The sequence below is a fragment of the Cronobacter muytjensii ATCC 51329 genome (assembly GCF_001277195.1).
Classification (GTDB): domain Bacteria; phylum Pseudomonadota; class Gammaproteobacteria; order Enterobacterales; family Enterobacteriaceae; genus Cronobacter; species Cronobacter muytjensii.
The window spans coordinates 4,126,827-4,140,011 of sequence record NZ_CP012268.1 but is presented as its reverse complement, the minus strand read 5'-3'; the positions used below and the strand labels follow the sequence as shown (position 1 = coordinate 4,140,011).

The 13,185-nt window shown below is 58.5% G+C and carries 16 protein-coding genes; 10 read left to right on the top strand and 6 right to left on the bottom strand.

The features are described 5' to 3' along the window. The 3 genes from rfaC to AFK63_RS18930 are packed head-to-tail and all read left to right on the top strand — an operon-like array spanning nt 1 to nt 3,204. On the top strand, nt 1-1,002 hold the full coding sequence (gene rfaC, locus AFK63_RS18940) for a lipopolysaccharide heptosyltransferase RfaC (protein WP_038866572.1): 1,002 nt from the start codon (nt 1-3) through the stop codon (nt 1,000-1,002). Continuing rightward, the gene (rfaQ, locus tag AFK63_RS18935) at nt 995-2,098 is read left to right on the top strand and encodes a putative lipopolysaccharide heptosyltransferase III (protein ID WP_038866570.1); all 1,104 of its coding nucleotides are present in this window, start codon (nt 995-997) and stop codon (nt 2,096-2,098) included. Before rfaC ends, rfaQ begins: the two co-directional genes overlap by 8 nt. Beyond that, nucleotides 2,095-3,204 carry a glycosyltransferase family 4 protein gene (locus AFK63_RS18930; RefSeq protein ID WP_038866568.1) on the top strand — a complete coding sequence of 370 codons (1,110 nt, stop codon included), beginning with the start codon at nt 2,095-2,097 and terminating at the stop codon, nt 3,202-3,204. Before rfaQ ends, AFK63_RS18930 begins: the two co-directional genes overlap by 4 nt. On the opposite strand, the gene AFK63_RS18925 is transcribed toward AFK63_RS18930, so the two are convergent. After that, nucleotides 3,183-4,289 carry a glycosyltransferase family 4 protein gene (locus AFK63_RS18925; protein ID WP_038866565.1) on the bottom strand — a complete coding sequence of 369 codons (1,107 nt, stop codon included), beginning with the start codon at nt 4,287-4,289 and terminating at the stop codon, nt 3,183-3,185. The two genes, AFK63_RS18930 and AFK63_RS18925, sit on opposite strands and share 22 nt — an antisense overlap. Before the next feature lie 327 nt (nt 4,290-4,616). On the opposite strand from AFK63_RS18925, the gene AFK63_RS18920 reads away from it, so the two are divergent. After that, the gene (locus AFK63_RS18920) at nt 4,617-5,600 is read left to right on the top strand and encodes a glycosyltransferase (RefSeq protein WP_038866564.1); all 984 of its coding nucleotides are present in this window, start codon (nt 4,617-4,619) and stop codon (nt 5,598-5,600) included. Here the strand turns inward: AFK63_RS18920 and AFK63_RS21695 are convergent. Further along, nucleotides 5,597-6,055 (bottom strand): hypothetical protein, encoded by a 459-nt coding sequence (locus tag AFK63_RS21695; protein WP_236613136.1) that lies wholly within the window; start codon nt 6,053-6,055, stop codon nt 5,597-5,599. The genes AFK63_RS18920 and AFK63_RS21695 overlap by 4 nt on opposite strands. Between AFK63_RS21695 and waaA the strand changes: the two genes are divergently transcribed. The 3 genes from waaA to coaD are packed head-to-tail and all read left to right on the top strand — an operon-like array spanning nt 5,948 to nt 8,422. Next, complete coding sequence (waaA, locus tag AFK63_RS18910; RefSeq protein ID WP_236613135.1) at nt 5,948-7,171, top strand: lipid IV(A) 3-deoxy-D-manno-octulosonic acid transferase; 1,224 nt, start codon at nt 5,948-5,950, stop codon at nt 7,169-7,171. The two genes, AFK63_RS21695 and waaA, sit on opposite strands and share 108 nt — an antisense overlap. Next, nucleotides 7,171-7,938: a glycosyltransferase family 2 protein gene (locus AFK63_RS18905; RefSeq protein ID WP_038866558.1), complete on the top strand. Its 768-nt coding sequence runs from the start codon at nt 7,171-7,173 to the stop codon at nt 7,936-7,938. Before waaA ends, AFK63_RS18905 begins: the two co-directional genes overlap by 1 nt. Before the next feature lie 4 nt (nt 7,939-7,942). Then, the gene (gene coaD, locus AFK63_RS18900; RefSeq protein WP_038866555.1) at nt 7,943-8,422 is read left to right on the top strand and encodes a pantetheine-phosphate adenylyltransferase; all 480 of its coding nucleotides are present in this window, start codon (nt 7,943-7,945) and stop codon (nt 8,420-8,422) included. Here the strand turns inward: coaD and mutM are convergent, their stop codons facing one another. The 4 genes from mutM to radC form a co-directional block, all read right to left on the bottom strand. Further along, the gene (gene mutM / locus AFK63_RS18895; RefSeq protein WP_038866554.1) at nt 8,423-9,232 is read right to left on the bottom strand and encodes a bifunctional DNA-formamidopyrimidine glycosylase/DNA-(apurinic or apyrimidinic site) lyase; all 810 of its coding nucleotides are present in this window, start codon (nt 9,230-9,232) and stop codon (nt 8,423-8,425) included. 108 nt (nt 9,233-9,340) lie between these two features. Further along, on the bottom strand, nt 9,341-9,508 hold the full coding sequence (gene rpmG, locus AFK63_RS18890) for a 50S ribosomal protein L33 (protein ID WP_003024094.1): 168 nt from the start codon (nt 9,506-9,508) through the stop codon (nt 9,341-9,343). A 20-nt stretch (nt 9,509-9,528) separates the two neighbouring features. Next, nucleotides 9,529-9,765: a 50S ribosomal protein L28 gene (gene rpmB, locus AFK63_RS18885; RefSeq protein ID WP_004388471.1), complete on the bottom strand. Its 237-nt coding sequence runs from the start codon at nt 9,763-9,765 to the stop codon at nt 9,529-9,531. 214 nt (nt 9,766-9,979) lie between these two features. Continuing rightward, nucleotides 9,980-10,633 (bottom strand): RadC family protein, encoded by a 654-nt coding sequence (gene radC, locus AFK63_RS18880; protein ID WP_038866551.1) that lies wholly within the window; start codon nt 10,631-10,633, stop codon nt 9,980-9,982. Between the two features lie 181 nt (nt 10,634-10,814). Between radC and coaBC the strand changes: the two genes are divergently transcribed. The 3 genes from coaBC (at nt 10,815) to slmA (ending at nt 13,185) form a co-directional block, all read left to right on the top strand. Continuing rightward, nucleotides 10,815-12,026: a bifunctional phosphopantothenoylcysteine decarboxylase/phosphopantothenate--cysteine ligase CoaBC gene (gene coaBC / locus AFK63_RS18875; RefSeq protein ID WP_038866550.1), complete on the top strand. Its 1,212-nt coding sequence runs from the start codon at nt 10,815-10,817 to the stop codon at nt 12,024-12,026. Beyond that, complete coding sequence (gene dut, locus AFK63_RS18870) at nt 12,004-12,462, top strand: dUTP diphosphatase (protein WP_038866548.1); 459 nt, start codon at nt 12,004-12,006, stop codon at nt 12,460-12,462. The genes coaBC and dut overlap by 23 nt, the downstream gene beginning before the upstream one ends. 126 nt (nt 12,463-12,588) lie before the next feature. Then, the gene (gene slmA, locus AFK63_RS18865) at nt 12,589-13,185 is read left to right on the top strand and encodes a nucleoid occlusion factor SlmA (protein WP_038866546.1); all 597 of its coding nucleotides are present in this window, start codon (nt 12,589-12,591) and stop codon (nt 13,183-13,185) included.

Below are 13,185 nucleotides of genomic sequence, written 5' to 3'. Positions count from 1 at the left end.
ATGCGGGTGCTTGTTGTGAAAACCTCCTCGATGGGCGATGTACTCCACACGCTACCCGCGTTAACCGACGCGATGCAGGCGATGCCGGATATTCGCTTCGACTGGGTGGTGGAAGAAGGGTTCGCGCAGATCCCTTCGTGGCATCCGGCGGTCGATCGCGTGCTCCCGGTGGCCATCCGCCGCTGGCGCAAGGCGTGGTTTTCCGCGCCGGTGAAGTCCGAGCGCCGCGCTTTTCGCGACGCCCTGCGGGCGGAAAAATATGACGCCGTCATCGACGCGCAGGGGCTGGTGAAAAGCGCAGCCCTGGTGACGCGTCTGGCGCGCGGTCTGAAGCATGGCATGGACTGGCAGACGGCGCGCGAACCGCTCGCCAGCCTGTTCTACAACCGCCGCCACCATATCGCCAAAGCGCAACACGCCGTGGAGCGCACCCGTGAACTCTTCGCCAAAAGCCTCGGTTACGCGAAGCCCGCCGCGCAGGGCGATTACGCCATCGCGCCGCATTTTTTGCGTGAGCCTGCTGACGCCGCCGGGGACTATGTTGTGTTCCTGCATGCCACGACGCGTGATGAAAAGCACTGGCCGGAAGCGCACTGGCGCGAGCTTATCGCGCTGATGGGCACGACCGGCCTGCAAATCCGGCTGCCATGGGGGGCGCCGCACGAAGAAGCGCGAGCGAAAAGACTTGCTGAAGGTTTCGGGTATGTTCAGGTGCTCCCGCGCCTGACGCTTGAACAGGTCGCCCACCAGCTGGCGGGCGCACGGTTTGTGGTATCGGTGGATACCGGTCTGAGCCATCTGACGGCGGCGCTCGATCGCCCGAATTTCACGCTCTATGGTCCGACCGATCCGGGGCTTATTGGCGGATATGGGCAGAACCAGTTTGTTTGCCGCCCGCCCCATTCTCAGGATCTCGCCGCCCTGCCCGCAACAACCGTTTTCGAACAACTGCGTCCCTGGCTTAACGGGGAAACTTCCGTTTCAGAGAGTGCCCATGCCTGACTTTTTCTCGCCCGAACAACCGCCGAAGCGGGTTCTGATTATTAAGCTGCGCCACCACGGCGACGTGCTGCTGACGTCTCCCTGCTTTACGGTGCTTAAGCAAGCGTATCCGCAGGCCGAAGTGGACGCGCTGGTCTATGACGACACCCAGGCGATGCTCACCAGCCATCCGCACATCGATCAGGTACACACCATCGGGCGTAACTGGCGCAAACAAGGGCTGCTAAAGCAGCTCCGGCTCTATCGTGGGCTGGTGAAAACGCTGAAGGCGCGCCAGTACGATGTGCTGATCAACCTGACCGAACACTGGCACGGCGCCCGTCTGGCACGCCTGCTGAAGCCGCGCGTCTCTGTCGGCTTTCGCCCTGACAAGCGCAGCGGCTTTGCGCGCCGCCGCTGGGTGAAATCCTTTACCACACTTTATCCGGCGATTCAGGACAATACGCGCCATATGGTGGAGGTTAACCTCGACGCGCTGCGCCGTATCGGCATTCATCCGGCCACCCGCGACGATAAGCGTACGCTGTTCGTGCCGGGGGATGAGGCGGAAGCCTTTATCCAGGAAAAACTGGCGGCGTTCGGCCTCAAGAGCGGCGAGTACATTCTTGTGCATCCGACCTCGCGCTGGATGTTTAAATCCTGGGATATCCCTGCGCTGGCGGCGACCGTCGATGCGCTGGCAAGCCGCGGGCTGCCGGTGATCCTCTCAGCCGCCCCTTCACGCGAAGAAACCGAGTATATGGATAAACTACGCGCCGCCCTGACGCAGCCGGTATTCGACCTGAGCGGCCAGCTGAATCTCAAACAGCTTGGCGCGCTGATGAAGCACGCGCGGGTTTATTTCGGCGTGGACTCCATGCCTATGCATCTGGCGAGCGCCGTCGGCACGCCGACCGTCGCCATTTTCGGGCCGACCGGCGCGATTAAATGGGCGCCGTGGGGCGTCTCGCATCGGGTGATTACCGCAGGCTTCACCTGCCAGCCCTGCGGCAAAGCGGGCTGTGGCGACAGCGGCGTCTCCGACTGCATCACCGCGATTGCGCCTCAACAGGTGCTGAGCGCCATTGATACCCTGCTGCTGGAAACGCCTGCATGAAGCTTGCGATTGTCAGGCAGACCTGGAACCCCAACGGCGGCGCCGAGCGTTTTGTGTCGCGCGCGCTGAATGTGCTTTCGCAAAGCGGCGAGCTGGATGTCACGCTGATTGCCCGCCAGTGGGAAAGCGGCGCGGGCTGGCAGACGCTGACGGTCAATCCGCCGTTTCGCAACCGCAAGGCGCGCGAGGCGGGCTTCGCCGCCGCTGCCGCCGCGCAGTTCCCGGCATTCGATATTGTGCAGAGCCATGAGCGCATTCCCGGCGCGACGATTTTCCGCGCGGGTGACGGCGTCCATGCCGCCTGGCTGGAGCAGTACCAGCGCATCCAGTCGCCGCTGGCGCGCTGGGCGCAGGCGTTCAGCGCGTACCACCGCTACATTCTTCAGGCGGAGCGCGAGATGTTTATGCATCCTCAGCTTCGTAAAGTGATCTGTAATTCGAAGATGGTGCGTGACGATATTGCCCGCCGCTTCGGCCTTGCGGACCACCAGCTCACGGTCATTTATAACGGCGTCGATACGTCGGTATTCCATCCATCAGTACGTGAGCACTCACTACGCAGCGAGCTCAACATTCCTGACGATGCGCCGGTGCTGGCCTACGTCGGTTCCGGTTTCGCCCGTAAGGGCGTCGCCGTTGCGCTGAAGGCGATTGTCAACCATCCGTCTGTCTGGCTGTTAGTCGCCGGACGTGACAAGCACGCGCGACGCTTCGAGGCGCTGGCGCGCAAGCTCGGCGTAGCGGCTCGCGTGAAATTCCTCGGCCCCGTATCGGACATCAAAACGGTGTACGGTAGCGCCGACGCGCTGATCCTGCCGACGCTCTACGATCCGTTCCCCAATGTCTGCGTCGAAGCGCTCGCCTGCGGCCTGCCGCTGTTAACCAGCCACGGCTGTGGCGCGGCAGAGTGGGTGCAGGAAGGCGAAAACGGCTGGGTGCGTGACGCGCTGGACGCGTCCGGCTACAGCCTGGCGGTCGGGGAGTGGCTCGCGGGCCGCGCGGCAGGGAAAGATTACGCCGCTGCGGCGCGACGTACCGCGGAGCCCTGGACGCTGGAGCGAATGGCCCAGGAACTCAACGCGCTTTACCGGGAATTGCTGGCCTGACGGCTGGCGTTCCGGAAGACCTGTTCCATCGCATCCAGCATGCAGTCGCGCGTGAAATGGCTGCGCAGGTAATCGTAACCCTGCTGCGCCAGCCGCTCGCGCAACGCAGCGTCGTCATATAGCCGCATAATCGCGGCTTTTAACGCCTGCGCATCCCGCTGGCCCACCAGCACACCCGTCTGGTTATCAATGACCGCATCCGCGGTGCCGCCCGCGTCGGTAGCGATCGTCGCCACGCGCGAGGCGAGCGACTGCAATACTCCTTGCGGTACGCCTTCCATATCGTGCGACGGGCTCAGCGCGATATCAAACGCCGGGAACCAGGCTTCGGGATCGGCGCGATGCCCAGCCATTAGCACGCGCTCCTGCAACCCCAGCGCGACAATCTCCTGCTCCAGCGCGGCGCGATGCGGCCCTTCGCCGACAATCGCCAGTCGGATACGCGGGTTATCGATTTGCGCCAGCGCCTGCAACAACACGCTGTGGCCCTTGTTAGGCCGCAGATGCGAGACCACACCCAGCCAGAAATCCTCTTCTCTCAGCCCGCAATGCCGGCGTGCCGCGTTTTTATCGCCGGGCTTAAAGCGTGCCGTATCAACCCCACTGGGAACCGAGGTGCTGTGTGAAAGCGGAACGCCGATATCCTCAAGCTGATGACGCAATGCCTCGCCAGTCGTGACCACATGCGCGCAGGCGGTGCCGAAGAGCCAGCGGGTGCCGCGGTTATTACGCGGTTTGCCCGAGGCGTGGCGTGTGCGCACCAGCGGCGGCGCGTGACGCAGTGTCGCGCAGGCCAGCGCCGCAAGCCAGGTATCTACGGAGTTGTGACTATTGATGACATCAATATGTCCCGCCTCGTGTTTTAGCCAGGCGCGCAGACGCAGCAGGTTAGCGATTTTTTTACGCTTAATGGGCAGATTGACAACCGTCAGGCCCGCGTCCCGCGCCAGCGTGCTGAGCGGCACTTCTGCAGGACACACAATTGTGACCTGGTGTCCGCGTGACTGCATGCCAAGAGATTCGTTGATAATACGCAGCGGCTGACCACCTTTCCCGCCGTCCGCTTCGGTATGAACGATGTGCATAATCTTCCTGTTATTGACCGGCCTGTCCGGCGCTGACAAGTATACCTTTGGCTTTATGAAGGCTTCGCAGTTTTTCTCCCGCCAAAGAAGCGCGGGCAACCCGCTTGCACATCATGGTTTCGCCATCACTGGCAGGCACCTTACACAACACGCAAAGGTAATGCACCCGCAAACGGACGCGTGCCTGTGGCTTTCTTTACCACTTCATAGATAATAAGCGGCAACTGGAGCAACACGCTGGCGAACCACCGCCCCGGTAAGCGGTCAATAAGCCATACGTCAGGCGATGCGGTTTGCCTGTACGACCCGGTATCCAACGGAGAAAGCATGTCTGATACCCCTCTTCTGAGTATTATTGTCGCGGTTTATAACGGCGAGAAATTCCTGAGCGCCTTTTTTGACAGCATCAAAAGTCAGCAACTGGAAAGCGTTGAGCTTATCGTCGTGGACGACGGGTCGACCGACCGCTCCGCAGAAATCACCGAAAGCTATCGCGCGCAGTTTCCTCTTTTTCAGTATGTGAAACAGGAAAACCAGGGCGTATCCGCGGCCCGCAATACCGGCCTTGCGCTGGCGCAGGGGAAATATCTGGCGTTTCCGGATATCGACGACGTTATCTACCCGACGCTTTACCCGCGTCTGCTGGATATCGCCACGCAGAATGACCTTGATGTCGCAACCTGCAACGGCACCTATATCTATGACGACGGCCGCCCGGCGAAGAAAATTTTTCCGTCAGATCGCCTCTCTTCAACCGGTGTCCTGGACGGCCCAACCTGGCTGCAGATGGCACTCAGTTCGCGCAAATTCCTGCATGTCACCTGGCTTAATATCTATCGCCACGACTTTATTAAACGCCACGGTTTTAGCTTCGAACATGGCCTGCGCCATCAGGATATTCCCTGGACTACCGAAGTGTTGCTGACAGCGCAGCGGGTACAGTACATCGACGAAACATTGTATGACTACCTGATCCACTCAGCCTCGGTGTCGCATACGCCAGGTACGGACGACACGCGGATGCGATCGGCTCGCCACTATATGAAGATTCTGGAGATGCTGAACGCGATTAATGAACGTTACCCGGAGCAGGTGAAACGCGTACCGGCATGCCACTGGCAAATCGCCAAAGAAGGGCTCGGGATCCTGCACAGCATTAATAATATTGAAAATCCGCAGAAGAAGCGTGAAATCACGCGTGAGCTTTTCGAGCGGGGCATCTGGGAGATGATCTGGAAGAACGCGCGCGGCTTTAAGCAGCGCTGGCGTCTGGGTCGTCGCTATTTCCGCCTGAAAAAAATGGCGGGCTAAAAACCGGCGGGCGCAGGCGGCATAATATGGCCTGCGCCTTTATCACCAGAGACAGTTTCGGGGGCTTTTCGGAACGTATTGCCTGCCATCTGGATGGAGTAAAAAAAGCCGTTCCCTGATTTCTTCTGCGTTACAGCCTGACACGGCAGGCGGTTGCCGCCGCCCGCTTCTTCCTCTTCCCGCTTATCTGTATACTTCCGGCAGGCAAAACGCGTCGGCTGGCGCCAAAACAATAGCTTTAACCGGGCTAAATGCTTAGAATTTGCCCGCCGATAAAGAAAATAACGGATATTAGCTTGGAATCGTTGTATACCGCTCTGCTCTACCTGATACAGCCTTTTGTCTGGGTGCGGCTTCTGCTCCGCAGCCGTAAAGCCCCTGCCTATCGCAAACGATGGGGGGAACGCTACGGCTTTTGTCAGGGAAAAGTGTTGCCGGACGGTATTCTGCTGCACTCCGTATCGGTGGGCGAAACCCTGGCCGCGATCCCGCTAGTGCGCGCATTGCGCCACCGCTACCCTTCTCTGCCGATCACCGTCACCACCATGACGCCGACGGGCTCTGAGCGCGTACAGTCGGCGTTCGGCAAAGATGTACATCACGTCTATCTGCCTTACGATTTGCCCTGCGCGATGCATCGTTTTCTGGAAACCGTGCGCCCGAAGCTGGTTATCGTGATGGAAACCGAACTGTGGCCGAACATGATTTCCGCGCTGCATCAGCGCAAAATTCCGCTGGTTATCGCTAACGCGCGGCTTTCCGAACGTTCCGCGAAGGGCTATCAAAAACTCGGTGGATTTATGCGCCGTCTACTGTCGAAAATCACGCTGATCGCCGCGCAAAATGATGAAGACGCCAGCCGCTTTACCGCGCTTGGCCTCAAGCGTAACCAGCTGGCCGTGACCGGCAGCCTGAAGTTTGATATCTCCGTGACGCCGGAACTGGCGGCTCGCGCGGTAACGCTGCGCCGTCAGTGGGCGCCGCGTCGCCAGGTCTGGATAGCCACCAGCACGCACGACGGTGAAGAGGCGATTATTCTGCAGGCGCATCGCCAGCTACTGGCAACCTTTCCCGATCTGCTGCTGATTCTGGTGCCGCGCCACCCGGAGCGCTTTAAAGACGCCCGCGATATGGTGCAAAAAGCGGGCTTTAGTTTTACGCTGCGCAGTACCGGCGAAATCCCCTCTGGCAGTACCCAGGTGGTGATTGGCGATACGATGGGCGAACTGATGCTGCTGTACGGCATCGCCGATCTCGCGTTTGTCGGCGGCAGCCTTGTCGAGCGCGGCGGCCATAATCCACTGGAGCCCGCCGCCCACGCCATTCCCGTGCTGATGGGCCCGCATACATTTAATTTCAAAGATATCTGCGCCAAATTGCAGGAAGCCGACGGACTTATCACGGTGACCGGCGCCGATTCGCTGGTAAAAGAGATCTCCACGCTGCTGACTGACGAGGACTATCGTCTGTGGTATGGCCGTCATGCGGTCGAAGTGCTGCACCAGAACCAAGGCGCGCTACAGCGTCTGTTGCAGCTGCTGCAGCCGTACCTTCCGCAGCGGAGCCACTGATGCGCGCGCGTCTCTCGGTGGTGATGATCGCCAAAAACGCGGCGCTGCTGCTGCCGGATTGTCTCGCCTCCGTGGCCTTTGCTGATGAAATCGTGGTGCTGGATTCCGGCAGCAGCGACGAGACTGTCGCTGTCGCGACGGCAGCCGGCGCGAACGTGTTCGTCGAAACCGACTGGCAGGGCTACGGCGTTCAGCGCCAGCGGGCTCAGCAGCACGCCAGCGGTGATTACATTCTGATGATCGATACCGACGAGCGCGTGACGCCAGAACTGGCCCAGGCGATTCGTCAGGTGCTGGAAAATCCCGATCCGCAGACGGTTTACAGCATCGCCCGCCGCAATCTGTTTCTGGGCCGCTTTATGCGCCACAGCGGCTGGTATCCGGACCGCGTCACCCGCCTCTATGCCCGCGAGCGCTATCGCTATAATGATAATCTGGTGCACGAATCGCTCGACGCGCCGGATGCGCGCGTGGTCGCCCTGCAGGGCGATCTGCTGCACCTGACCTGCCGGGATTTCGCGGGTTTTCAGCGCAAGCAGTTAGGCTACGCCACCGCCTGGGCTCAGGAACGTCATCTGAGGGGCAAAAAGGTGTCGGTAGCGGGGATTTTCGGACATACGCTGGCCGCATTCTGCAAGACGCTTCTGCTGCGCGCAGGCGTGCTGGATGGCCGTCAGGGCTGGCTGCTGGCCGTGGTGAACGCCCAGTACACCTTCAACAAATATACCGAGCTGTGGGCGCTAAACCGCGGCTATACGGAAAAGTAACGCTATGACCACTCGCGCGATTTATCCAGGTACGTTCGACCCGATCACTAACGGTCATCTCGATATTATTACTCGTGCGGCCAGCATGTTTGATGAACTGATTCTGGCGGTGGCCGCCAGCCCGCATAAAAAGACCATGTTTTCGCTGGATGAGCGCGTGGCGCTGGCGCAGCAGGCGGCGGCGCATCTGCCGAACGTCAGCGTGACCGGCTTTAGCGATCTGATGGCGAACTTTGCGCAGACCCGGCAGGCGAATGTTCTGGTACGCGGCCTGCGCACCGCGGGTGATTTCGAGTATGAAATGCAGCTGGCGCATATGAATCGCCATCTGATGCCTTCGCTTGAGAGCGTGTTTCTGATGCCCTCGAAAGAGTGGTCCTTTATCTCATCAAGCCTGGTGAAGGAAGTGGCGCGCCATCAGGGCGATGTCTCCCACTTCCTGCCTGCGCATGTTCACCAGGCGTTGCTGGAGAAGCTGCGTTAATCACTTCTGACAGCGTCGGCACCAGTAGGTACGGCGCTGGGCATGTTTCCCTGCCAGAATCGGCGCGCCGCAGACCCGACACGGTTCGCCTTCACGCCCGTAGACCTGCAACTGCTGCGCAAAATAGCCCGGCTTGCCGTCGCTTTGCAGAAAATCACGCAGCGTCGTACCGCCCTGTTCAATCGATCGCAACAGTACCGCTTTGATCGCCTGCGCCAGTAGTTCACACTCTTTTTCTGACAATGACGAGGCCAGCCGATCGGGGTGGATCCCGGCGGCAAACAGCGACTCGCTGGCGTAGATATTGCCGACGCCTACCACGAGCTTGTTATCCATCAGCCAGGGTTTGATAGCGACTTTCTTTTTCGTGCATTTTTGATGCAGATACGCGCCGTTAAACGCCTCGCTGAGCGGCTCCGGCCCCAGATGCGCCAGGACGTTATGCCCTTCCAGCTCGCGCGTCCATAGCCAGGCGCCGAAGCGGCGCGGATCGGTATAGCGCAGCACTTTGCCGTTACTCATCACCAGGTCGACATGGTCGTGTTTCTCGGCCGGGCGCTCCTCCGGCAGGATACGCAGGCTACCGGACATGCCCAGATGAATAATTATCCAGCCGTCCGGCAGCTCCAGCAGCAGATATTTAGCGCGACGCTGCACGCTGAGGACGGGTTTGTCGCTTAACGCATGGATTTCATCAGAAACTGGCCAGCGTAGCCGGCTATTGCGCACAACGGCGTGCAGGATGGTTTCGCCAACCAGATGCGGCTCAATCCCGCGACGGCTGGTTTCCACCTCAGGTAATTCAGGCATAGCGTTTCTCGCGTGAGTTAACAGAAGCAGTAAGGATAGATATGGGGACAACGCAGAAAACAAAAAACCCCGCCGAAGCGGGGTTTTTGTACAAATCTGACTAAAATCTTATTTGATTTTAGCTTCTTTGTAGAGAACGTGTTGACGGACAACCGGATCGAATTTCTTCAGTTCCAGTTTTTCCGGCTTAGTACGTTTGTTCTTCGTGGTGGTATAGAAGTGACCAGTACCAGCAGAAGAAACCAGCTTGATTTTCTCGCGAATACCTTTAGCCATGATTTATTTCCTCTAAGTACTTAGTACTTTTCGCCACGGGCACGCAGTTCAGAAAGAACTACATCGATGCCTTTTTTATCAATTACACGCATACCTTTAGCAGATACGCGCAGAGTAACGAAACGCTTTTCGCTCTCAACCCAGAAACGGTGAGAGTGCAGGTTCGGCAGAAAACGGCGTTTAGTCGCGTTCAGTGCGTGGGAACGGTTGTTACCGGTCACCGGACGCTTGCCAGTAACTTGGCAGACTCGGGACATGTCTATTCTCCAAAAATCAAATTAGCTCGAGCTTCGTATAGGGTATTGGCAGCCTCGTCAGGCCTGATGGCCCAGTCTGGCGGTTCAATGGAACTCGCATTGCCAGGCCCACATGCCAAACCCGAGATTCTCAAAGGTGGCGTAGTATACGCTGCCGGGACCGTCTGCTCAAGTCCCGAACAAATAAAGATCGCTAAGGATCGCCACGTCTGGCTTATATCCACCCACGTTCGGCGAAAGAAACGTATTCTCCACGCCCAATGACCAGATGGTCAAGCACCCGAATATCCACCAGCTGACAACTTTTCACGATGCGCTCGGTGACCAGTTTGTCCGCCCGGCTGGGCTCGGCATGCCCGGAAGGATGGTTATGCGCCAGAATAATTCCGGCAGCGTTGAGCCGCACCGCCTCGCGGACGATTTCGCGCGGATGCACTTCGACATGGCTGAGCGTGCCGGTAAACAGCGTATTTTGCCTGATAACACGGTTCTGATTATCCAGAAAGACGACCAGAAACACTTCGCGTTCCAGCGCTGAAAGCTGGCTTTGCAGAAACTCGCGCGTGATAGTCGGGCTCAATAGCGCCGTTTCCTGCGAGGGCCGTGAGCCGTAATAACGCCGCGCCAGTTCGGCCACGGCTTTAAGTTGCACATATTTCGCCGTACCAATGCCGCTGAAGCCCTGAAATGCCTGCCAGTCTGCTGAAAGCAGGCTGTAGAGCGATCCGAAATGCAGCAACAGCCGCTTCGCCAGCGTAAGCACGTCTGCACCCGGCGTCCCGGTTCGCAGGAAAATTGCCAGCAGTTCGTCATCGTTGAGATCGGCGGCGCCGTATCGCATCAGTTTTTCTCGCGGCCCGTTGTCCATGACAGCTATCGTCTTCCTTGCCCTGTTTTGTTTGCCATTATGCGCAGGCGGTCAGTCGCTGGCGACAGCGTGTATCGATCCCTGCGTAACGTCTCGCAAAGTTTAAATTTCATACCGCCGCGCAGTTTTTCGGATTGTGATAAAATGCCCGCTTTCCAGAAAGCGACAGGAAGAGAAGACAATGGGGCTTGCCGGTAAAAAAATCGTTTTGGGCGTCAGCGGCGGTATTGCGGCGTATAAAGCGCCGGAACTGGTGCGGCGTTTGCGTGAGCGGGGCGCAGAAGTGCGCGTCGCCATGACCGAAGCGGCAAAAGCGTTTATCACGCCGCTGAGCCTGCAGGCCGTTTCCGGCTACCCTGTGTCAGACAGCCTGCTCGACCCGGCCGCCGAGGCCGCTATGGGCCATATTGAGCTTGGTAAATGGGCCGATTTAGTCATCCTGGCACCCGCGACGGCGGATCTCATCGCGCGCGTTGCGGCGGGTATGGCGAATGATCTGGTCACGACGATTTGTCTCGCGACGCCCTCGCCTGTCGCCGTCGTTCCTGCAATGAATCAGCAGATGTACCGTAACGTCGCGACGCAGCACAATATTGCGCTGCTTGCCTCGCGCGGTCTGCATATCTGGGGCCCTGACAGCGGCAGCCAGGCCTGCGGTGATGTCGGGCCAGGCCGTATGCTCGATCCGCTGGAGATTGTGGACCTCGCCGTTAACCACTTCGCCCCTGTCAACGATCTGCAACATCTCAACATCATGATTACCGCGGGTCCGACCCGTGAGCGGCTTGATCCGGTGCGCTACATCACCAACGACAGCTCCGGTAAAATGGGCTTCGCTATTGCGGCGGCAGCCAGCGCGCGCGGCGCGCGCGTCACGCTGGTGTCGGGGCCGGTCAACTTATCGACGCCAGCGGGTGTCGAACGCATTGATGTGGAAAGCGCTCTGGAGATGGAAGCCGCCGTTCAGCAACGTGCAGCGCAGCAGCATATTTTTATCGGCTGCGCGGCCGTGGCGGATTACCGCGCCGAAACGATTTCCAGCGAAAAAATAAAAAAACAGGGCGACGAACTCACGCTAAAAATGGTGAAAAACCCTGATATTGTCGCAGGCGTCGCGGCGCTTGTGGAAAATCGTCCTTATGTTGTCGGGTTTGCTGCCGAAACAAATAATGTGGAAGAATATGCGCGGCAAAAACGCCTGCGTAAAAACCTTGATCTGATTTGCGCCAACGATGTGTCGCAAGCGGGTCAGGGATTTAACAGCGATACCAACGCTTTGCATCTTTTCTGGCAGGAGGGAGATAAAGTCTTACCGCTTGAGCGGAAGGCGCTCCTTGGCCAACGTTTACTGGACGAGATTGTTACCCGTTATGATGAAAAAAATCGACGTTAAGATTCTGGACCCGCGTGTGGGCGAGCAATTCCCGCTGCCGACGTACGCCACCTCTGGCTCAGCAGGCCTCGATCTGCGCGCCTGCCTGGACGAGTCCGTTGAACTGGCGCCGGGTGCGACCACGCTCCTGCCAACTGGCCTCGCCATTCATATCGCCGATCCAACGCTCGCCGCTGTTATTCTGCCGCGCTCAGGCCTCGGGCATAAACATGGCGTCGTGCTGGGCAATCTGGTCGGGCTTATTGATTCCGATTACCAGGGCCAGCTGATGGTTTCCGTCTGGAACCGTGGCCAGCAGAGCTTCACCATTGAGCCTGGCGAGCGCATCGCGCAAATGGTTTTTGTACCGGTCGTGCAGGCGGAATTTAATCTGGTAGAAGAGTTTACCGCTACCGATCGCGGTGAAGGCGGTTTCGGTCATTCCGGGCGTAAATAAACCCGCCCGCGTATACGCGCATTCCTTAAGTTAAATAAAGCGAACAGATTGCCGCAGGCGAGGGCCTGCGGACGCTTTGTGGATGCTCGCCTGGCAAGTGTTTATTTTTCAGGGGTATTTTAGAACATGGCAGAAAAACAAACCGCGAAAAGGAACCGTCGCGAAGAAATACTTCAGTCTCTGGCGCAGATGCTTGAATCCAGCGATGGTAGCCAACGTATTACGACCGCTAAACTCGCGGCTTCCGTTGGCGTCTCCGAAGCGGCGCTTTATCGCCACTTCCCCAGCAAAACCCGCATGTTCGACAGCCTGATTGAATTTATCGAAGACAGCCTGATCACCCGCATTAATTTGATTCTGAAAGATGAAAAAGAGACGCTTAACCGTCTGCGCCTGATTGTGCAGCTCATTCTCGGGTTCGGCGAGCGCAACCCGGGGCTGACCCGCATTCTGACGGGACATGCGTTGATGTTTGAACAGGATCGTTTGCAGGGGCGCATTAATCAGCTCTTTGAACGTATAGAAGCCCAGTTGCGCCAGGTGCTGCGTGAGAAAAAAATGCGTGAAGGCGAAGGGTATGTCACTGACGAAGCGCTGCTGGCAAGCCAGCTGCTGGCGTTTTGTGAAGGCATGCTGTCGCGCTTTGTACGCAGCGAATTCCGCTACAGCCCGACGGCGGACTTTGAAGCGCGTTGGCCGTTGCTGGCCGCGCAGTTGCAGTAA

Excerpts from the sequence above, each read along its gene's own strand:
- rpmG (WP_003024094.1), bottom strand. The coding sequence starts at position 9,508 with ATGGCTAAAGGTATTCGCGAGAAAATCAAGCTGGTTTCTTCTGCTGGT.
- coaD (WP_038866555.1), top strand. The coding sequence starts at position 7,943 with ATGACCACTCGCGCGATTTATCCAGGTACGTTCGACCCGATCACTAAC.
- AFK63_RS18920 (WP_038866564.1), top strand. The coding sequence starts at position 4,617 with ATGTCTGATACCCCTCTTCTGAGTATTATTGTCGCGGTTTATAACGGC.
- dut (WP_038866548.1), top strand. The coding sequence starts at position 12,004 with ATGATGAAAAAAATCGACGTTAAGATTCTGGACCCGCGTGTGGGCGAG.
- AFK63_RS18925 (WP_038866565.1), bottom strand. The coding sequence starts at position 4,289 with ATGCACATCGTTCATACCGAAGCGGACGGCGGGAAAGGTGGTCAGCCG.
- AFK63_RS18905 (WP_038866558.1), top strand. The coding sequence starts at position 7,171 with ATGCGCGCGCGTCTCTCGGTGGTGATGATCGCCAAAAACGCGGCGCTG.
- rpmB (WP_004388471.1), bottom strand. The coding sequence starts at position 9,765 with ATGTCCCGAGTCTGCCAAGTTACTGGCAAGCGTCCGGTGACCGGTAAC.
- rfaC (WP_038866572.1), top strand. The coding sequence starts at position 1 with ATGCGGGTGCTTGTTGTGAAAACCTCCTCGATGGGCGATGTACTCCAC.
- coaBC (WP_038866550.1), top strand. The coding sequence starts at position 10,815 with ATGGGGCTTGCCGGTAAAAAAATCGTTTTGGGCGTCAGCGGCGGTATT.
- radC (WP_038866551.1), bottom strand. The coding sequence starts at position 10,633 with ATGGACAACGGGCCGCGAGAAAAACTGATGCGATACGGCGCCGCCGAT.
- rfaQ (WP_038866570.1), top strand. The coding sequence starts at position 995 with ATGCCTGACTTTTTCTCGCCCGAACAACCGCCGAAGCGGGTTCTGATT.
- AFK63_RS18930 (WP_038866568.1), top strand. The coding sequence starts at position 2,095 with ATGAAGCTTGCGATTGTCAGGCAGACCTGGAACCCCAACGGCGGCGCC.
- mutM (WP_038866554.1), bottom strand. The coding sequence starts at position 9,232 with ATGCCTGAATTACCTGAGGTGGAAACCAGCCGTCGCGGGATTGAGCCG.
- slmA (WP_038866546.1), top strand. The coding sequence starts at position 12,589 with ATGGCAGAAAAACAAACCGCGAAAAGGAACCGTCGCGAAGAAATACTT.